Source organism: uncultured Campylobacter sp., assembly GCF_937973075.1.
Taxonomy (GTDB): domain Bacteria; phylum Campylobacterota; class Campylobacteria; order Campylobacterales; family Campylobacteraceae; genus Campylobacter_B.
In genome coordinates this window covers 15743-34366 of the sequence record NZ_CALBWL010000010.1, presented here as the reverse complement: position 1 = coordinate 34366, position 18624 = coordinate 15743, and the positions used below count along the sequence as shown (strand labels likewise).

Annotated in this window: 29 protein-coding genes; 19 read left to right on the top strand and 10 right to left on the bottom strand. The window is 44.4% G+C overall.

The genetic code is table 11. From position 1 onward, the window contains the following. The first annotated feature begins 15 nt into the window (after positions 1–15). The 19 genes from Q0274_RS01175 (at position 16) to Q0274_RS01085 (ending at position 10060) form a co-directional block, all read left to right on the top strand. Positions 16–249 (top strand): hypothetical protein, encoded by a 234-nt coding sequence (locus Q0274_RS01175; RefSeq protein ID WP_297893818.1) that lies wholly within the window; start codon positions 16–18, stop codon positions 247–249. Then, entirely contained in the window at positions 249–2312 is a 2064-nt protein-coding gene (locus Q0274_RS01170; protein WP_298026887.1) for a DDE-type integrase/transposase/recombinase, read from the top strand. Before Q0274_RS01175 ends, Q0274_RS01170 begins: the two co-directional genes overlap by 1 nt. An 86-nt stretch (positions 2313–2398) precedes the next feature. Further along, complete coding sequence (locus Q0274_RS01165) at positions 2399–3328, top strand: AAA family ATPase (protein ID WP_298026885.1); 930 nt, start codon at positions 2399–2401, stop codon at positions 3326–3328. A 28-nt stretch (positions 3329–3356) separates the two neighbouring features. Continuing rightward, a complete protein-coding gene (locus Q0274_RS01160) occupies positions 3357–3539 on the top strand; it encodes a hypothetical protein (RefSeq protein ID WP_298026883.1) in 183 nt (60 codons plus the stop codon). A gap of 63 nt (positions 3540–3602) precedes the next feature. Then, entirely contained in the window at positions 3603–3767 is a 165-nt protein-coding gene (gene nrdD, locus Q0274_RS01155; protein WP_298026881.1) for an anaerobic ribonucleoside-triphosphate reductase, read from the top strand. After that, entirely contained in the window at positions 3733–4011 is a 279-nt protein-coding gene (locus tag Q0274_RS01150; RefSeq protein ID WP_298026879.1) for a sigma factor-like helix-turn-helix DNA-binding protein, read from the top strand. Before nrdD ends, Q0274_RS01150 begins: the two co-directional genes overlap by 35 nt. Next, complete coding sequence (locus Q0274_RS01145; RefSeq protein ID WP_298026877.1) at positions 4001–4309, top strand: hypothetical protein; 309 nt, start codon at positions 4001–4003, stop codon at positions 4307–4309. The genes Q0274_RS01150 and Q0274_RS01145 overlap by 11 nt, the downstream gene beginning before the upstream one ends. Positions 4310–4380: 71 nt before the next feature. Next, positions 4381–4734, top strand: coding sequence for a hypothetical protein (locus Q0274_RS01140; protein ID WP_298026875.1), 354 nt, complete (start codon positions 4381–4383; stop codon positions 4732–4734). Beyond that, a complete protein-coding gene (locus tag Q0274_RS01135) occupies positions 4727–4894 on the top strand; it encodes a hypothetical protein (RefSeq protein ID WP_298026872.1) in 168 nt (55 codons plus the stop codon). The genes Q0274_RS01140 and Q0274_RS01135 overlap by 8 nt, the downstream gene beginning before the upstream one ends. Next, positions 4854–5249: a hypothetical protein gene (locus Q0274_RS01130; RefSeq protein ID WP_298026869.1), complete on the top strand. Its 396-nt coding sequence runs from the start codon at positions 4854–4856 to the stop codon at positions 5247–5249. The genes Q0274_RS01135 and Q0274_RS01130 overlap by 41 nt, the downstream gene beginning before the upstream one ends. Then, positions 5236–5724, top strand: coding sequence for a host-nuclease inhibitor Gam family protein (locus Q0274_RS01125; RefSeq protein ID WP_298026866.1), 489 nt, complete (start codon positions 5236–5238; stop codon positions 5722–5724). Before Q0274_RS01130 ends, Q0274_RS01125 begins: the two co-directional genes overlap by 14 nt. Positions 5725–5736: 12 nt before the next feature. Continuing rightward, on the top strand, positions 5737–5880 hold the full coding sequence (locus Q0274_RS01120) for a hypothetical protein (protein WP_298026864.1): 144 nt from the start codon (positions 5737–5739) through the stop codon (positions 5878–5880). Between the two features lie 67 nt (positions 5881–5947). Beyond that, on the top strand, positions 5948–6739 hold the full coding sequence (locus Q0274_RS01115) for a phosphoadenosine phosphosulfate reductase family protein (protein WP_298026862.1): 792 nt from the start codon (positions 5948–5950) through the stop codon (positions 6737–6739). A gap of 10 nt (positions 6740–6749) precedes the next feature. Continuing rightward, the gene (locus tag Q0274_RS01110) at positions 6750–7169 is read left to right on the top strand and encodes a YopX family protein (RefSeq protein ID WP_298026860.1); all 420 of its coding nucleotides are present in this window, start codon (positions 6750–6752) and stop codon (positions 7167–7169) included. A 103-nt stretch (positions 7170–7272) separates the two neighbouring features. Continuing rightward, positions 7273–8244 (top strand): AAA family ATPase, encoded by a 972-nt coding sequence (locus Q0274_RS01105; RefSeq protein ID WP_298026858.1) that lies wholly within the window; start codon positions 7273–7275, stop codon positions 8242–8244. Further along, positions 8231–8722 (top strand): phage protein GemA/Gp16 family protein, encoded by a 492-nt coding sequence (locus Q0274_RS01100; protein ID WP_298026855.1) that lies wholly within the window; start codon positions 8231–8233, stop codon positions 8720–8722. Before Q0274_RS01105 ends, Q0274_RS01100 begins: the two co-directional genes overlap by 14 nt. Then, positions 8703–8963 carry a Mor transcription activator family protein gene (locus Q0274_RS01095; protein WP_298026852.1) on the top strand — a complete coding sequence of 87 codons (261 nt, stop codon included), beginning with the start codon at positions 8703–8705 and terminating at the stop codon, positions 8961–8963. The genes Q0274_RS01100 and Q0274_RS01095 overlap by 20 nt, the downstream gene beginning before the upstream one ends. A gap of 82 nt (positions 8964–9045) precedes the next feature. Continuing rightward, positions 9046–9597: a PH domain-containing protein gene (locus Q0274_RS01090; RefSeq protein WP_298026850.1), complete on the top strand. Its 552-nt coding sequence runs from the start codon at positions 9046–9048 to the stop codon at positions 9595–9597. Then, on the top strand, positions 9590–10060 hold the full coding sequence (locus Q0274_RS01085) for a thermonuclease family protein (protein ID WP_298026847.1): 471 nt from the start codon (positions 9590–9592) through the stop codon (positions 10058–10060). The genes Q0274_RS01090 and Q0274_RS01085 overlap by 8 nt, the downstream gene beginning before the upstream one ends. On the opposite strand, the gene Q0274_RS01080 is transcribed toward Q0274_RS01085, so the two are convergent. The 10 genes from Q0274_RS01080 to Q0274_RS01035 all read right to left on the bottom strand — a co-directional run bounded on the left by Q0274_RS01080 (position 10041) and on the right by Q0274_RS01035 (position 18510). Beyond that, on the bottom strand, positions 10041–10523 hold the full coding sequence (locus tag Q0274_RS01080) for a phage virion morphogenesis protein (protein ID WP_298026844.1): 483 nt from the start codon (positions 10521–10523) through the stop codon (positions 10041–10043). The genes Q0274_RS01085 and Q0274_RS01080 overlap by 20 nt on opposite strands. A 119-nt stretch (positions 10524–10642) precedes the next feature. Beyond that, a complete protein-coding gene (locus Q0274_RS01075; protein WP_298026841.1) occupies positions 10643–11902 on the bottom strand; it encodes a phage minor head protein in 1260 nt (419 codons plus the stop codon). After that, positions 11895–13280 carry a DUF935 family protein gene (locus Q0274_RS01070; protein WP_298026839.1) on the bottom strand — a complete coding sequence of 462 codons (1386 nt, stop codon included), beginning with the start codon at positions 13278–13280 and terminating at the stop codon, positions 11895–11897. The genes Q0274_RS01075 and Q0274_RS01070 overlap by 8 nt, the downstream gene beginning before the upstream one ends. Continuing rightward, complete coding sequence (terL, locus tag Q0274_RS01065) at positions 13277–14920, bottom strand: phage terminase large subunit (RefSeq protein ID WP_298026837.1); 1644 nt, start codon at positions 14918–14920, stop codon at positions 13277–13279. The genes Q0274_RS01070 and terL overlap by 4 nt, the downstream gene beginning before the upstream one ends. Positions 14921–14931: 11 nt before the next feature. Further along, entirely contained in the window at positions 14932–15414 is a 483-nt protein-coding gene (locus Q0274_RS01060) for a DUF1804 family protein (RefSeq protein WP_298026834.1), read from the bottom strand. Further along, entirely contained in the window at positions 15407–15802 is a 396-nt protein-coding gene (locus Q0274_RS01055; protein ID WP_298026831.1) for a phage protein Gp36 family protein, read from the bottom strand. The genes Q0274_RS01060 and Q0274_RS01055 overlap by 8 nt, the downstream gene beginning before the upstream one ends. Positions 15803–15932: 130 nt before the next feature. Then, positions 15933–16904: a major capsid protein gene (locus tag Q0274_RS01050; protein WP_298026828.1), complete on the bottom strand. Its 972-nt coding sequence runs from the start codon at positions 16902–16904 to the stop codon at positions 15933–15935. A 12-nt stretch (positions 16905–16916) separates the two neighbouring features. Beyond that, positions 16917–17243 carry a hypothetical protein gene (locus Q0274_RS01045; protein WP_298026826.1) on the bottom strand — a complete coding sequence of 109 codons (327 nt, stop codon included), beginning with the start codon at positions 17241–17243 and terminating at the stop codon, positions 16917–16919. Positions 17244–17245: 2 nt separating this feature from the next. After that, a complete protein-coding gene (locus Q0274_RS01040; protein ID WP_298026822.1) occupies positions 17246–18079 on the bottom strand; it encodes a phage protease in 834 nt (277 codons plus the stop codon). Next, positions 18070–18510 (bottom strand): hypothetical protein, encoded by a 441-nt coding sequence (locus Q0274_RS01035; RefSeq protein ID WP_298026821.1) that lies wholly within the window; start codon positions 18508–18510, stop codon positions 18070–18072. The genes Q0274_RS01040 and Q0274_RS01035 overlap by 10 nt, the downstream gene beginning before the upstream one ends. Between the last annotated feature and the right edge of the window lie 114 nt (positions 18511–18624).

Below are 18624 nucleotides of genomic sequence, written 5' to 3'. Positions count from 1 at the left end.
GGAAGGAGTTGCCAGGTGATAAGGGATTATTTTAAAAATAACTGCATAAGCATTAGGCAGTGGGCGAAAAAGCATAATCTAAGCGAGCGTACTACCTATATGGTAATCAACGGCGAAGTGCTCGGAAATAAGAATTTTAAGACGTCGAAAAAGGTATTCGAAGCGCTTTTGAGCGAGGGCATAATCAAACAGATGCCTGTAGGATTTATCAAAAAACAAGACGAAGAAGCGGATAAAAAGGCTAGTTGATGTTGTATGTCGAGACTACGGCGGCAGCTAAGATTTTTAGCGTCTCTTCGAGCGCATTAAAGGAAGCTTCGCGTCGCCACTCCCTCAAATACCCATTTATTCGCCTTCAAAACGTCGGCGCTAGAAGCCGCGGCGGGGTAAAACTGCTTTTTGAGGTCAGTATCGCAGATATCGATGCTGCTATCAAACGCGGAAAAATCGACAAAAAAATAAACGTATGGTTAAGCGATACCGCTTCTGAAAACGGAGTAAAACAGATGAAATTTAGCGACATAAAAAGCAATCACGGCGCACAAGATGTAAGAGAGCAAAAAAGCGGAACGGACGAGCCGAGCGGTTCAAGCTATGCGATGCTAAGCCCTACAGATAAAAGTAAAGCGGATGAGAAGATCAAAATTTTAAAGGAGTGGCAAGAAGCAAAAGCGCAAGGTTTGTCCTCTAAAAAGTTTTGCGAAAGCTTCGGCGTGAGTGAAGCAAACCTTTTTAGATGGCAAAGAGCCTATAAAAGCAAGGGTGCAGCCGCCCTTGTCGATAAGCGCGGTAAGCATCGAAAGAGCGAAAGTAAGCTTGAGCCGTGGATGAGCGAGTTCGTGCTTGATAAATTTCGCGCTTACGGCGCGGGCGGTCTAAACGTCGCTCAGCTTTGGCGAGATCTACATAAAGAGTATTTTTATCGCCACGGCGAACCGCATAACTATCCTAAATTTTTATGCGGCACCATAAAGCCGCTCTTTGATGCGGGCGTCGTAAAAAGGTATTTGGATAATTATTATGCAGATCCTGCTCGCCGCCTCGAGTACATAATGATAACTAAAGGCGAAGACAAGGCAAAAAGCTATTTTCAGCCCGCCATGGGAGATCAAGGCGAGATTATCACTCGCAGAAATCAATGCTGGCAGATAGATAGCTCGCCGCTTGACGTGATGGTGCGCGACGGCGAAAAAGGCGAAGCGATACGTGCAAACGTGCTAAGTATCGTGGATGTTTATAGCGGACGTTGCGTAGCGAGTATCGAGCGAAAATCAAACGCTTTGGGGCTAATTCGATTGATGTGGAAGGCACTAAGCAAATTTGGAAAGCCGGACTTTATCAAGGGCGATAATGGCAAGGATTATTTAAGCGATCAATTTCAACACCTATTAAACGGGCTTGGGATCGATTATGACAGAGCTATCGCATATAGCGGTGACGAGAAAGGCTTTGTGGAAAGGCACTTCGGTACGCTCCAGCACGGCGGGATTTCGCAAACGCCCGGCTATATCGGATTTAATCTCGCGATGCGCGAGGCGGTAGAGCAGCGTACGCCTAAAAAGGAAAGGCACGCCAAAGATGAAAACGGGCTCCCGAAAAAGACAAATTTAAAATACCTATTAACCCTGCAGCAGGTGCGAGCCAGATTTGAAACTGAGGTACTGACCTGGGATCTGATGAGCGTAGGAAGAAAGAGAAATAGCCCGATAAATAGATGGAATGCCGACGATACACCGCTAAAGGGCGTCAGACTCGATGAATTTATGCTTCATGCAGGAGGCTTAGAGCGAAGAGTAGTCGGCAAAAAGGGTATCAATTACGAGGCAATGCAATTTGTCAGCCAATTTTTGCCGAGCGTAGGCACAGAGGTATTCATAAGCGAGAATATCGATGACGTAAGCAGCGTATTTGTGTTTGATAAGAGCGGAAATTTCATCTGCGAAGCCAAAGATAAAAACATTTGCCCGATGAGCGCCGAGATGTATAAGATGGTCAAAAAGGTCTTTAAGGATGAGATGAAGGCTATTCGATCTGTCATTAAGCGCGCAGAATTTAGCGAGTTTACGAGACTAAACGTCGATTATGACCTCGAGGTAATGCTTGCGGCGCATAAAGAAGCCCTAAAGCCTGAAAATTTTGTTTATGAGGATAACGATCGGGTAAAAGCCGTAAAGGAAACGATTAAAACCCAAAAAGAGATAAACGAAATCAGCGCCAAAGCGTTTAATTATGAGAGTTTAGAAGTGAGTGTAGCGAAACAGAGGGCTAAATTTAGCCTCGATGACGCCATAGAGATGGCGAGCGGCGAATGAGCTTTTTAAAAGGTGTTTTAAAAATGCCTTTTAAAGGGCTTTAAACGGATTTTAAAGACTTTAAATTTTAAAAGAAAGGATGAAAAATGAAGCTGGCAAACGACATAGTGCGGTTCATCAAAGAAAACGAAAAAAGCGGTATGAGCCAAAACAAATTCGCAAAGCTTTTGGGGATTAATCCCGCGTATATTTCGGGATATATCAAGGAGGGATCCTCCTACAAATATGCACACAAAGTAGAAGGACCCGCAAAAAACTACATTGACAATTTTATCAAAAAAATCGATGTAACGCAAGACGAGCTACCTTTCATCAAAACCCGCGATGCAAAAAGCATCCACGCGGTCATAAACTGGGCGGTCAAAGATCGCGATATGGCAATGATTAGCGGCGCGGCGGGCAGCGGAAAGACGAGGGCTATCAAGGAATACGTCCGCACGCATCCGGATAGCATTTTGATCGAAGCGACGATCAACACGTCTGCAAAAAGCCTTTTTAAAATTTTAACGGCTGAGCTCGGATTAGAAAGTAGGGGATGTATCGACGATCTGATCCGTCGCAGTGCAGCAGAGCTGAAAAAGCTCAGTAAAACGATCATCATAGACGAGGCGGAGCACCTTCCGTATCGTGCACTGGAGAGCCTAAGAAGGATGCACGATTTTAGTCGCGCGCCGCTAGTGCTTGTCGGCACAAACAAATTGCAGCTAAATTTGACCTCTTCGCGAAGCGGCGACGCTTTAGAGCAGCTCAGCTCACGCGTCGGTAACAAATGGATATTGGGCGGCTTAAGCTATCTAAATGATGATAATCAGATTATATCAGATGATCTGAAAGAGGTTTGCAAAAGCTTCGGCGTAGAAGATAAGGACTGTGTAGGGCTGATACAAAGGCTTGCAAAGGGAAATTTCAGAAAGACCGAGAAGCTTTTAAAACGCTCAAAGATGCTTTGCGAATACGGCGGCGGCACGATAAATGAAGACGTAGTGAAAGAAGCTACGAAGATGCTTTTGTTGTAATAGTTGTAATGGTTGTAAGGAGATAAAAATGAAAATTTCAAAAGATATGAAAATGAGCGATCTAAAAGCTTGCAAAGACGAGATCATAATCGCGCACTCATTCATTCTATTTCGCACCCCGCGGGGCTGGATTACAAAGAGAAGACACCGCGAGAGCATAGCGGTACCGATCCCGTACTTCCGCCGCGGATTCGGGAAGATCTGGAGCTAGGCGACTTTGATTTTAAATGGCGCCCCGTGCGGGCGTCTTATAAAGTCAAATAAAGGAGCGGATATGAAATTTCCTAAAGAACTTGAAACAAAACGCACCAAGTGCATCGTCTATACTCGCGTGATGGGCTACCTGCGCCCGGTCGAGAGCTTTAACATCGGTAAAGTGGGCGAGCATAAGCAGCGCGTGCTATTTGAAGAGAAGAGAGATGGTAGCCGCACTAAGTAAGCGCGAAAGCGCAAGAGCCCTAAAAGATGATGCCGAGACGAGCTATAAAGAGCTTGCGGCGATATTCGGCATCAGCGTCCAGCGGGTAGCGATGATCGAGCGAGCCGCCCTTGCGAAACTCAAGCACCCTAGAAATCGTGGGAAATGGATGGCGATATTTGAGACTATCGCAGAGATAGAAAAATGTAGGGCTCAAAGGCTCGGCAGCGGCTGGAGCCTGAAAGGAACGATCAATGAAGCTTAAGGATTTGATAAATCTAAGCGCACAGGATTATAGCGCCGCAGCTCTTCGAGAGCTGCACGCAAAGATGAGCGCCGCCGTGCCCGCTATGGTGCGCGTAGGTCTGCGCTCGGTGCGCCGTGATGAAATAAAGGGCGGGCAGCTTGTAAAGGGCTGGGCATTTTACGTGAGCTTTTGCTACGGGGATAAAAAGCCTTGTGCGGAAATTGCATGCTTTGGTAGGCTTCATATTTGCGCCGATGAAACGATGGCGGGAAGCCCGTATATCGGGAAAATTTTAAAGTATTTACAAGAAGCGTAACGTTTATCGGGCTCTTTTTGCAAGAGCCTATATAAGCGCTAAAGCTTAAATTTTAAAAGAAAGGAGAAAATATGGACAAACGAACGGCAAGGCTTTGCTTCGTAAGCTCGCCGTATGCAAGTATCAAATGCAAGCATGATCGAGATCGCGACTACTATGCCCGCAAGCTTGCCGAGCAGGCCTGCGCCATCGTGCGCGCCAACGGCTACGAGCCTATATCGCCCGTGCTTGCATGGATGGGGGTGTATAGCGAGCTGGAGCGAGATCGCATAATGAAAAACTGCGAGGAGCTCCTCTCGGTATGCAGTTACTACTATTTCTTTCCGTGCGAGTACAGCAAGGAGAGCAAAGGTATGGCTTACGAGCGAGAGCTTGCAAAAAAGCTCGGCGTGAGGGAGTTGAAATTTAGTCTTTTCGATGAGTGAGAGGCATGCGGTGCGGATCGTAAAGAAGAGCAAAAATACGCTTCCGATCTGCCTACGATACGGCTATGTGCTGAGTTACAGCCTAGCCAAAAAATTTAAAATTTTTGAAAGGAAAAGATATGGAAGCAACAAAAAAGCTCATATGCCGCATGATAAATGAAGCAGAACTCAGCCACGGCTACGCTAGCGCTAGAGTAGAGCCGCCATACAACGACGATCCCGAGCTTGCAGTAGCACAGGCGGCGGCAGATGCCACTATAGAGACGGCCGGTAAAATCCTAAATAGTCTCAAAGCAGAGGAAGAAGAGACGATTAGTGAACTTGAAAAATTCGTGAAAGGCGAGATAGCGGAAATCAAGGCGGACGAGCGATATCATTACGAGCCCGCGGATGTCTTTTCGAATGCTCCGCTAGCACTCATTCAAATGCGAATGGACGGTTCGATTCATGCCTATAAAATTGTGCTTGAAAAAATCAAAAATTTAAAAGAAGGAGAAAAAGATGCAGATAAATAATTTTGCAGACGTCGATAACGCGCTAAAGCGAGTGTGTGAGCTTGAGGTGGCTTTGACCGATATAAACGGAGAGATAACGCTAAAGTGCAACGAGATCAAGGACGCACAAAAAGCCCGGGTCGAGAAGCTGGACAGCGAAAAGAAATATATCGAAGCTCAAATCACCGCATTTTGTGAAAGCAATAAGGCGGAGTTCGCCGAAAAGCGCAGTAAGGATTTCACCTTCGGCAAGATCGGATACAAACTAAGCAAGAGCGTAAGCTTGCCGCGCATCAAAGAAAAGGTCGAAAAGCTCATCAAAGCGCTAAAGAGCTATAAGCTTGATGATTGTATATCCTACGAGGAGACTATCAACAAAGACGCGATCTGCGAGCTTGATGACGCAAGCCTCGTTAAGCTTGGGCTAAAGCGCACGGTGAAAGATAACTTCCGCATCGAAACTAAGATAGAAAATTTGCAAAGCGCAAATGTCTAAAAAGGATAGTAGATGAAAAACGACTCGCTAACTTCAAAAGAGAGCATGTTTCAAATATACTGGAGCAAATTTAAAGGCTCAAGAGATAATAAAAATAGGCTTTTGCCTAGATATGTCAGAAGGGCAAAACTAAAGACATTTGTTAAAGGGCTTTAAGCCCTTTAACAAGCCTTTAAAGCTGATTTTAAAGACTTGTTAAAGAGTTTAAATTTAAAGGAAAGAGATGACCCATATCGCAACGCTTTCGGGCGGTAAGGATAGCACAGCGATGCTAGATTTGCTACTGCGCGACAAAAAGCCACTCGATCATATTGTTTTTTACGATACCTTGCACGAATTCGCGGCTATGTATGAATATATCGCCAAGCTCGGCGAGTATTTTACGGCGCGATACGGCAAGGAGATCACAATTTTAAAGCCCGCTATGAGCTTTGAGGAGTGTGTTTTTGGACGCATAAGTAGAGGCGAAAACAAAGGTGCTATTCGAGGTCTCCCCGCTCCGCAGACGCAGGGCTTTTGTGCGTGGCGGAGAGAGGCGAAAGTTGCGCCGTTTGAGCGTTGGCTAAAGGCGCAGAACTTCGACGAATATAAGATCTATATCGGCTACACTACAGACGAAACCCGTCGCAGAATGGACGGCAATGAGTTTTTGTATCCGCTCATCGACGACTACAATATGAGCGAAGCAGACTGCACGGCGTATCTGAAAGAGCGCGAGATAGAAAATCCGCTATATAGATACTTCAGCCGCACGGGCTGCTATTTTTGTCCTGCGCAGTCAAAGCGCGCCTTCTATCAGGTATGGAAAAACTTCAAACCTGAATGGGAGTATATGAAGCGGATCGAAGCTGAGCTTCTCGCTTTACGAGATGGCGGCGAAGCAGTATTGAATACGTCGTGGTTTGCGGGGAATTTAACCTGCGCGGATATGGAGGCAGAATTTATCCGCCTAAGCAGGCAAGGTTCTTTGGCATTTGACGACGAACCGCTTAAAGACTGCTTCTGTAAAATTTAGAGGATAGGCGATGAGAGAGATTAAATTTAAGGCATTTTTGCGTTGCAATCAAAGACTGGTAAGCGGAATAACGCTTGGATATGAGAAATTTCCAAAAGGAATATATGAAGTAATGGATCTAAATTTCGCGAATGAAATAGCTACGCTTTGGAGCGAAAAAGAACAAACCAGCTTCGAGGTTTCTTTTCGTAAAATCGAGCCAATGCAATATATAGGTGTAAATGACAAAAACGGCATGGAAATTTATACGGGCTTCTTCGTTAGATGGGGATTGCGCACTTATAAAATTTGCTTTGATTGCGGATTTTATATGCACGACTTAAGCAAAATAAACCCGGATTATCCAATTACTAAGGAATTCAAAAACGCTTCAGATGAGTTTGAGATCGTCGGCAACATATACGAGAACCCAAATTTGGAGATTAAATAATGCAGCTCTTTTTAATATTCGCAAGCACGATATTTATCGCGCTTAGCATCACGGCGATCGTAGCGCTAATAATACTGAAAGATTAAGAAAGACGGGCACCGATATGAATGAAAACGATATATTCGACTTTTTACAAAGCTCGAGCCTCAAAAGCGAAAGCTTTAACGAGAAAATCGAATTTTTAATAGAGGATTTTTTAGTAAAACGGCTTATTACGCTTATTTATGCCGACGGCGGCACGGGTAAAAGCTATATGGCGTTCGCGCTGGCTAAAAGGCTCTGCGAGGAAAGCCAAAGAGTGTTTTTCATTGATTACGATAATCCCGTCGGGGTGCTAAAGCAGCGCGGCGTGGATAGGCTGCTGATAAACAAATTTCCAAATATCAGCTACATTCAGCGCTCGAGTATCGAAATGGACGGCTTCGAGCTCGTGATGAAGCTAGAACAAAGTGCGATAGGTAAAGCCTATGAGGGTTGCGTTTTTATACTGGATAGCCTGCGCGACTTCGTGGATATAAATAATGATAACCGCGTAAATAGGCTCTTTGCGGCGCTTAAAAATTTGCGCGAAGCTGGGGCTACGATCTTGATTTTGCACCACTCAAATAAGGATGGGCGCAACTACCAGGGCAGCAACCATATCAGAAATTCACTCGATGTAATGTATCATCTCATCAAGCGCCCCAGCCCGCAAAACGAGCTCAATTTTCTATGCGAGGTGGCAAAAGAGCGCGCGGGGGTAAAAGACGGTGGCTTTTGCGTGGATCTCGCAAATTTGCAGCTAAAAGAGCTTGATTTGCAGCTTGCGAGGATGAGCGAATACGAGCTCGGCTTTACCGCTGAGATCAGGCGCGCGCTGGAGCTTGGGGAGCTAAATAAAACCGAACTTCTCGGTAGCGCCGGCTATGCAAAGGATGATAAAACCGCCCGCGATTGTTTAGATAAATTTGACGGCAAATTGTGGTTTAGCCGCAAGGCTGGCAAAAGCGTAATATATAGTTGCAGGCCACCGGTTACAACCGATACAACTATTACAACTATGGCAAATAAGGGGCTTTTCGATGAAGATAAATAAGAAAGACGAGCTAAAAAAATACTATATCAAAATGATCCACACGCTCAAGCATAACTATTTCGTGGATGATGAATGTCGCAGGATATATCTACAGGCGGAATTCGGCAAGGATAGCCTAAAAGACCTCAATATCGATGAGCTCAGAAAGGTTTTGACTCTCGTCGGATATAAAAATAAATTCGAGCCTAAATTGAGGCAAAACAGCGCCAAAGATACGGCCGCGCAAACGGGCGGAGTGCCAAGGGAAATCGCTAAAAAAGACCCCCTAAAGGCTACGCAAAGACAGCTCGATACCATCGTGGGTATTTGGAACAGGATTGCAAGAGTGAAAACGGGGCTTGCGTTGCGACTTTTTATCGAGAGAATAACCGGTAGGCTGGTATTTTGCCTATGGTATCTAAGCCGCAGCGAAGCCACTGACGTGATTATTGCCCTACGAAAGATGCAAGGAAAATTCTTTGATAATCAACAACTTTGAGTTATTCGTTGAGTTTTACGAACGAATTAAAAAAAGCGCAAATCAAAGTGAAATATTAAAAGACTTTGGCGGCGCCAATATCTATATACCTAGCTACAAAGCGACGTTTCGTAATGACGATATCAGAAAAGAGTATAAAGAGGGATTAAAAGCAGGAAAGACTAAAACGATTTTAATCAGAGAGCTTGCTGCAAAATTTGATCTTAGTTACAGCACGATCTCGAAAATTATAAAATCATAAATTTAATCAAATTCTCTCTGCATAGGCTTGACAACTAATTTCAAAAGAAATATAATTCATTAATTTTTTCAAAGGAAAAGAAATGCCTACTTTAGAGGAAATTAAAAGCCAAATCTCGGACTTTTCAAATGTAAAAGACGTGTGGACGAAAAAAGAAATTAAATGCCTCCCGGATATAATCTGGCAGGATGAAGTCATTCAAAGTGCTACTTCTGGAGTGTATAATCACGGAATCGGGGTTTTGGTCGCAACTAATAAAAGACTTATCTTTATTGATAAAGGGCTTATTAGTTTAAAGGTTGAAAATTTCTTATACGATCAAATCAGCTCAATCGAATATAAAACGGGTCTATTAAGCGGCGAAATCATTATATACGCGGCAAATAATAAAGCCAAAATAGATTCGATAATTCCCAAATCAAGCGCCAAAGATATGGCTGAATTTATTAGGGCATATACTCAAAAGCAAAAAGGCGGCTACCGCATACAAAAGGCTGCTCCGGAAGAAAGAGGTACGGCTAAGTCCGAAGATTGGATACAAAAGCTAGAAAAACTTGCCACCTTAAAAGAAAAAGGGCTTTTGACCGACGAGGAATTTGTCGAGCAAAAGAAAAAAATTTTAAAAGATGCTTAAAATACTTTTTACTCTAGCATTGCTTTGTGCGTCCGTTTTTGCGGATTATGATGCAAAGGTCGTAAAGATCATAGACGGCGATACCATTAAGATATTAACTGACGAAAACAGACTTATTACAATACGATTATACGGCATCGATGCTCCGGAAAAACTACAGCCCTACTCAAAAGCTGCTAAAAAAATTTTAAATGAAAAAATAGCCGCAAAAATAGTCACAATTAAAGATTTCGGTAGCGATAGATACAAAAGACGGGTCGCAAAGGTATTTCTAGACGGTGAAGATATTGATAAATTTATGGTCAGAAACGGCTATGCCTGGGCGTTTACAAAATATTCAAGAGATTATACTGATGATGAAGAATATGCAAGAGAGCATAAATTTGGACTTTGGCGCGGTAAAGAGCAAACTCCGCCGTGGGAGTTTAGAAAAAAATGCCAACCTAGCCGGGCAGCAATATAAATTTAATAACTGCTTCTTTTAAAGACTGCCTTGTTCTTTTCGGCAAATTTCCACTCTTATCTACGGGTAGAAACGGACGGGCAGGGATAAGTGCGCTTTTACCGCGTCCTGCCCTATCGCTGCCGAATTGATGCACTAGGCCGTAGGCAAAGCCCTTTTTGGTGCTATTATTGGATACAACAACTTCATTCTTTGAGACCTGGGGTAGCCATTTATCGGCCAAATTCCCATCTCTTCTTAAAATCCGATCCGATTTACCCTTTTTCACTTTTTCGGTTACGGTAGCAGGCTTGAGCGCTGCCCATCTGTTTCCAAACGGATCACTTTGCAGCTCAAAGCTATATTCTATCTCATTTTTAAGGATATTTCCGAGCGTGTACATTAACGGTTCAGTATCTCGGCTCAGTTGTTGAAGGGACTTGAGTTTTATTTCTATCCTATTTAGTGCTTTTACCTCTATCATTTGACTTTACCTTTAAAATTTATTATAATACCCATAAAAGTAGCCTCGATGGCGTCAGTATGCGTAGACGGACGTTATGCTCTAGCGTAGCGGTTATCGCGGGTTCGACTCCCGCCGAGCTACTTTATCTTTTTGATTTCGCCCTTTTCAATCAGATCCTCAATCGTTTTCTTATCGTTTTTATCAAGCGTTATTACGTAGTTGCTTTGCTTAAATTTCTTAATTATTTTGCTTATTTCGATGGGGATTAAATTTATCTTTGAGCCGTCTTTTTTGTCCTCAAAAATAAACAGAATATTTTTGTGCTTTTTGCGTAGATCCGTATAAGCGTTGTTTTCGTTATCCAGCACCGAAACTATCTCGCGCATCTCCTCTATCCTAAGGGCGTGATCGTAGCCCTCTTTACGCTTCGGGGCTGCGTGGGACAGATGCTTTTTTGTGATGATTATGCCGCCGCTTTGCACATCTGCGCCTAAAATTTCGCTTGCTTTCTTTGCTAAAAAAGCATTCAAAAAGCCCACCTGCACCATATTGATCGGCGTTTTTGGATTGTCTTTTACGATGATCTCATCTATCGCATCCTCAAGCCCGCTTCTCCATACATGCAGATCTCTTTCGTGTCCAAAGCCCGCTAAACGCTCTTTTAACTTTTGTCGCGCAGTCTCCGCAGTAATGGCGCCTAGCGCCTCTTTTTTCTTTTCTGAAAAAATTTCATCTAATCGCTCCATCTTGCCGGGGTTGTAAGCGAAATCGTCCTGCGCTACACTCGGCAAAAACGAGCCGTCCGCAAGTGGTGTAATGCCGCGCGCTCGCACTTCGGCTTCCGTAAGGACTTGTACTTTGCAGCGACAATTCCAGCCGTTTGGCGGGTAGTTCGTATCCCAAAATTTATCATTCTTTGGAAGTGTGGTGCCGTGCAGTCTTCGGTGCGCAGGCCTTGTTTTGCTATCAAGTACCGCCGTGTAGCGAAAATACTCCCCTGCGCTTTTCATTTGGCTTTCATAGCGGGCTTTCGCATATGCGGTTCTCATATTCGTATCGTAGATAGTTTTTAGTCTGCGGTTGCCCACATAAATTTCTTTTTCCTGACCGCTTTTGGGGTCTTTGACCTTTATTTTACCGAGCCAGCCCTTTTTGGCTAGCATAGGCTTTACGCTTTGCTTCCACTCCTCAAATGGGGTTCCATTTTTAAAAGCTTGAGCGAGCGAATTTTGCATATCTTTTAGAAGATCTAAATCGGTCATCTTTGCGATCGTAAATGTTTTTTTATGCGCATCGTGCATGATCTCGTCATAATCAAAATGGATCTCAGCATTTTTGCTTTTCAGATACTCATATACCGCTGTGGGCTCTTTTTGAAAGCTAAAGCCGCTATTCATCCGTATATCCGATCATCTCTGCGTTTGCGATAGCTCGAAACATATATTTTTCAAGCTCATCAAACGGCAGATCGTAAAGCTCATAAAGCTTATCAAACGCCTGCTCGTAGGTTTCGCTTTGTGCGATCAATTCGTTTAATGCAGCCCCTATCTCGCCGTCGTCGATTTTTAGTTCGCTGCTAGCCTTTTCGAAGCGATCTATCGGCTTATTTGCGTTCTTTAAAACCCGTTTATTCGCCTTTAAATCACTGCTTAAACGTTCTTTAATAGCCTTTTCGTCCAGCTCTATATTGTAGATCTTCGTGATGTATTTCGCGGTCGGCACAAAGCCCATATCAAATAGCGTCTTATCCCTGCTTGCGCGCTCCGCATTCGGGGCGTCCTCGTCATAAATTTTCGCTTCGATCTCGCCTTTATAGGCATTTATCTCCTTAAAAAAGGCGATCGCCCTGTTCATTACGAATTCTAAAATTTTGCCGTCGTTTGCGGCTAAATCCTCTCTGATTTCGTTGTGCGTTTTTGCTGCGGCGTAGCTACCCTCTTTGATGTCGCTCGTCAAATTTGCGCCTAGAATCGCCTTGCTGATTTGATTATCGAGGTATGTCGGCAGCTTCGTAAAATCTACGTTTGAGCTTGGCTGAATCAGCGTAAGCTCCTCTTCGGTATCGATGACCGCGCTATCGCCGCTAAGCATAGCCTGCACCTCATTTGCCAGCTCGTCCGGATCGAAGCTGGTTTTCGCAACCGCCCACGGCGAGCCGAAGCGCTCCAAAAACCGAAACCAAAATTTTAAGCTCGCATTTTTCATCTTGACGGGAAAGTAGAGCTTTTTAATGAGCCCGTCGCCGTAAGCTTTTCTAAAATTTGCGCGATTTAGCGCATAAACGACTTTAAACGGCGGGATCTCTTGCTCGCTTCCGCCGGCTACAAATACGAACTCGCCGGCGTCGTTAAATTTAAACTGCCTAAAATCCCTCTGCACGAGACGCGGGTAAATTAATCCGTCCTTTTCTTTATAGTTGATCTCAAAGACGTTGAGCCCGTAAAGATAGGTCTCTAAAATTTGGCTAACGATATCCGGGTTGAAAACGGCTTTGAAATTTTTGGCAATCTCCTCATCATCGCAAATGATTTGGATCTCTTTTTTCTCCGTGACGGATTTACGGCTGACGTCGCACTGCGTGACCGTAAGATCGGTTAGGATCATATCCATATCGCTATCGCTTATGCTGGAAACGCCGGTGTTGATTATGAGGTCTATGAGCGTGCTATTATTTTGAGATATTACGGCTGTTTTACGCTTTATAGGCATCGTCTGAGGTTTGGTTTCGCTTTTGTTTAATTTTAATCGTTTGAAATTTGATTTTTTCTTGCTCATCTACTACGCCTTTTTATCTTCCTTTTAAACTTCGTAAGTTCATATGCTCCCGCCAAAGAGTCGGGCGCGTCGTCGTGCTTGCCTTCCGGGTATTCGCAAAGCTGTTCTAGGAGCAAGCTTTGGCTTTGATGAAATACTATTTCGCCGTCATCGATCGGCACCTCAAGCTCCTCTATCCTCTGCCCCTTAGCGGTCGTATTATTCACTCCTTTAAGCGGCAGTTTTGCACCCACTTCAAAGGCCTTCTCTCTGATCCACTGCCTAAAAAACTCCTGCCCGCCGTTGCTTTCGATCGCGCACATTCTCGGGCGATATATACCGTTGAGGCGGAGGATCTCTTTGATCGTTTTCTTGCTCTTCATGACCTCTACAATGCTTTCAGCCACGTAAATTTTAGCTTCGCTTTTGCTGACGCCTAACACCGTAATAGCCGTATAGTCGCTCTTTTTCTTCTCGCCCGCCGGGTCGATATACATCACGAAATAATCGCATCTCGGAAGCTCGCGGTAAAAATGCATAGCCTCTTTTGTAAAGATTTGAGCTTCGTTTCGCGGATCGTTTTGCTGCTCTTTGTTGAATGATTTTAGGTTCTCGGCGCGCTTTTGCATGAGCTTTAGGATCGGCAGCGCATCAGGCCAAAGCACCTGCGAGCCCTCGTCCATCTGCTTTTTATGCCGCATATAAAACTCGTCGCCGGCGTCCTTTGAGATATTGCGATAAAGCTCGCTCCATTGCTCCCACAGATCCATTCGCCTTGGGAAATTTATCACGGACTGATATTTTTTGGCGTTCCAAAATTTCAGTTTCAGCTTTCGCGCCAGCACGCTGTCGGCATGCAGTATGGTACCGATGTAAAGTACATCTAAGCTTCCGTCTACGCTGCCTAAATTTAGCACCGCTTCATCGAGCCACTCTTCGAGCTTATCGCGCTGCTCTTTACTGCGCACATTGGTATCGTTCTCCAAATCGTCAAGGACGACTAGATCGGGGCGGTACACGCCGAATTTCACGCCGCGCAGCCTCTTTCCAGAGCCGAATGCTTTGAGCTTTACGCCGTTTTTTGAAACGAACTCGCCTATCTTCCAATTCTTGCTTGCGCCGCAGACATGCGGGAAGTCCATTTTTAAATTTGCGTTGTCTTCAAGCTCCGCCTTTATGGCCTCCAAACACCCCTCCACCAACTCCACGGCGTCCGAAATTTCCACTATAAAGCGCTTTTTGGCAAAGCAAATGCACCAAAGCGGAAAGAGCTGCGAACAATATGTAGTTTTTGCATGCCCGCGCGGCGCGGCGCGGACGTATTTATCACCGCCCCTCTTTTGCGTCATAGCTTCAAAAATTTGCGCTAGATCCTCGTGAAGCGCACAGGAGCTATCGATGCTGAAATAATGCGGAAAATAGGTCTTGACAAAAAACATAAAATCGTGCTCGGCACGCTTTAGCCTAGCGGCTCTATCTTTGGGAGATAGCGGACTGTTTAGATGAATCTGCTCTTTTAGCTCACCGCTAAGCTCTTCCAGCCAGTCGTAAAAGTCCTTGCGCGTCAGCTTGCTAAGCTCGGGCTCTACGGCTCCGGCTTGCTTGTGACTTTCGCGGCTATCCTGCAAAAAGCTATCCAGCTCATCCTTTGAAAAAAGCATTGCGTGATCCTCTACACCTCAAGCTCTTCGATAGCTTTGATAAACTTCTCGCTCTCGATGAGCTCGATAAGCTTTTTTATGCACTCTTTGTTTTCATCGTCTTTAAATTTTTCAACTACCAGCATAATGACTTTTTTGGCGATGCTGAGACGATAGGCCTTTGGATCTTCGTAGCTTGCTACTTTCGTCATTTTCACGAAGCTATCACCTATCTTCGAAAGCGCATCGGCTTTTTTGCCGGCCGGCATTTCACTTTGCCTAATATCTTTTATCGCAAGCCGCATCTCTTCGATGAAATTTTGATAGATATTTTGCTTTTCCTCGCCGCCGCGGTTCAGATAGCTCGCGGTTTTGAGCTCATCCCAATTACTGCCGGCTTTATAATTCTTGATCGTCTTTACGTTTTTATTTAAAATTTCAGCTATTCGCTCGACGCTAAAGCCCTTTAGATAAAGCTCTCGCGCCAAATCCTTGATATTTGGTTTCTCAGCCATTTAGGTCCTTTAGATCCATTCGTTTTTCGTAGTGTCTGAATGCCCTTGAAGCAAGCCGCGGCTTATCATCTTTCTTCTCATCGGTCGGAATTTTACCCGCAGCCATTTTCAAAAGCAGCCCTTCGATCTTTTCGATCTGCTCTGCTAGAGTGTCCTTCGGAAAGTTATTGCGCTTTTTTAGCTCGATTATCGTTAGATCTACGCATATATCTTTTAAGAGCTTGGTGGGGTTAGCGGGGATCCTTATAAATGATGCTATGAATGCAAGCGCATCATTTAGGCTATCGTCTATGATGCTTTGATTTATGCTGCCGCTTCCCTCAAAATCGCTAAGCTCCAGCAGCTCTTTGTGCGAAACTTCTTCAAGTAGATCATCGTTTGTTATCATTGGGCTTTATCCTTAAATCTTTTAAGCCTTTTAACGCGCATTAAAAGCATGTTAAAACGTTTAAAACATTTTTTACGTGTGTTCGGTCGTTTTTAATTTAAAAGGGCTTAGAGCCCTTTTAAATTGATTTTTATGCAAATTCAAGCTCAACGATCGCATCAAGCCTATTACAAACTGGAATCGGCCTGCTCTCGCTCACGATGCCCCAGCCTGCACCTTTGTCGAGCGCCTCCGGAGCCGCCGCAAAGAATTTGGTCGGAGCCTTGCCGATAGCCGCGGTATGATTAGCCCTCGTATAAATCACTTCGAACATATTGTCGTCAAGCGGTACGACTACTCCTTTTTTGCCGCTCATATAACGCGTAGGCTTACCCTTGGTATTGTCATAGGTCGCATCGTAAGGCATAAAGGTTTTGCCGAAAAGCTCAAGTGTCAATACGTTGTTTTTATCGGTAATTTTTGCCGAATTTGACTTTAGAAGCTCCTCTTTTTCTACAAGGGCAAGCAGTTCCGCATAAAGCTCTCTGGTTACCAATGCTATATACGGCTTCGCGGCCCCCAATACGTCGACTTGAGCGGCCTCTATGTCGTTGAGCAGCGTCATTAGCTTCGTAGTGCTTCCGATCGTGATCTTTTTGCGGTTTGCGGTCAAAGAAAGAAGCACGTTACCTTTGCCGTCCATTACCTTGCCGAATATGGCTCCTGCCGCCATATACTCAAGCGTATTGGTAACGTTGCTTTTTTGCTTCGCAAGCTTTTTACCGATAGCCGCCGAAAGAGATTTAAGCTGCTCTTTTTGGGTATTGAGCGTTTTCAATAGATTCATCTCGCTTGCGGGAAGAACGTCGTATTGCGGGAAGCGAGGAAGCGGCACGGATAATATCGTTTGATCCGGGTTTTTCGTGACCAGGTGCTCGCCGTTTTCGCTGACGCTCTCAAGAATTACGCCCGCACCCTTTTCGATGATGATATTGTGCGAATTTGAAAGCGTCGGGGTCCACGTTTTGAAAAACGTGTCCATAACAAAACTCTGATCCGCTTTGACCTGATTGACGATCTCGGTCATCGCATCAACTGTGAAGTATTTTAAAAGTTCGTCCATTGTCTTCTCTCCTTATCTCACTACGATTTTTTGCTTAAAGAGCGCAGTTTTGAGCTCTGCGGCTACATCCGCAAGCTTAACCTCGCCGAGTACCAGCACGTCGGCATCCCCGGTAGCCTCTACGCCGTCGCAGAGTACGCCGAATACCGCAGCAGCATTTGCGATAGTAGCGGTTTGATTGTCGCTCGTTACCGCAGCGAAGCTCTCGCCGCCATTAATGCTAAATAGTACGGCTCCGCACTCCAAAGCTTTGGTGGTCTCCACTTTCGCGTTGACGCCGAGTATTTTGTTTACGACTATGTCTCCGATGGTATTTGGTTTCTTTCTTTCGTTTGGCATTTTCATTCTCCTAATGCAAATTTAACGACGTCGATGTCGTTTTGGGGTTGGTTTTTATTGGCAAACAGATCGTTCTTCGGCAAGTCTGTTTTTTGAGGCGGCGTAACGCCCTTTAAAAACTCTTTAAAGCCGTTTAAATCGGTCTTTGCATAGCTTAGCGCCCACTGCTTTTGTCCCTCGGGAAGCTTATTCGCAATGATGGCACCCTCTACTGCGCTCTCCGCAAGCTGCTCGCTGAGCGCTGCAACCTCTTGTTTTGAGGCGTTAAGCTGTTCTTTGAGCGCGATAATCTGCTCACTCAAATTCGTAGCGTCTTGAGCTTCGGCGCCGATGTCAATTTTTGGATTTTTATCCATACCGTTCTCCTTTACATTAAAATTTTTATTTGCTACTATTTCCCCAAGTTCGTCTAAAAATGGCTTGTTTGTTAGCGCCGCAGAGTGCAATGTACAACCCTGCCACGCTCCAGTTTTTTCGTCTATTCCCATAAAATCATAGACCGGACTAAGATATTTATATTCACCATTTTTGATAAATTCCTTTGCTTTTGCCGTCCAGCTGACGCGACCGTAAAGCGCATTATCTTTAATGAAAAGCTCTTTTATCCAACCCGCAGCAGGAGCAATTTCACCGCTTAGGGTTTGATGTTCGTAGTCAATAACCAGATCGAGTTTTCGCTTGTCGAAATTAAGCTTCATCTTTTCGATATCCGCGGCGTCTATACTAAATGTTCCACCGGCGTGCCCCTGCCAAATGCCGATCACGGCCAAGCAAATTTCGCTTAAAACTTCCTCTTTATCATCTTTTAGAATAATCAGGTCTTTCGTTATGAGCATAAGAATTCATCCTTTTTCAAAAAGTCGGTTTGGATCTCGCGCGTAAGCACATAAACGTATCCATAATCGGTAATCGCGTTAAGTCGCACTTTTACGCCTTTTAATAAAATTTGAAATTCGTTGTTTAAAACACTCGATCTTAATTTTTCGTCTATACTTTCACACATATCAAGCGCTGCGAATTTGTTATTTTGACGGTAAAGTGAGGTTTTTGAGCTTGTAGCTGCTAATATATGAATATTATAAGTAGCGTTTTTCCTGACCGTATCCACGTAGTTATCGCCCATAAATTCTATAAATGCAAAGCATTCGCCGCCCTTTATTAAAAGCTCCATTTCGTTTTTGTCTTCGAATTCGCCTAGATAAGTGCGCGTATTTTTGCACACCTCTTTTATGGTGGTGATCAGCTCAGTTTCAAACTCTTTAAGCATGGTTGTCCTTAAAAATTTTTGCGCAATTATGGGCTTTTCATCGTTCAAAATCTATCAGCAAATTCTGATAAAAAACGATAATAGATTTTGAGAGAGCAACGTCGTAATATTGCC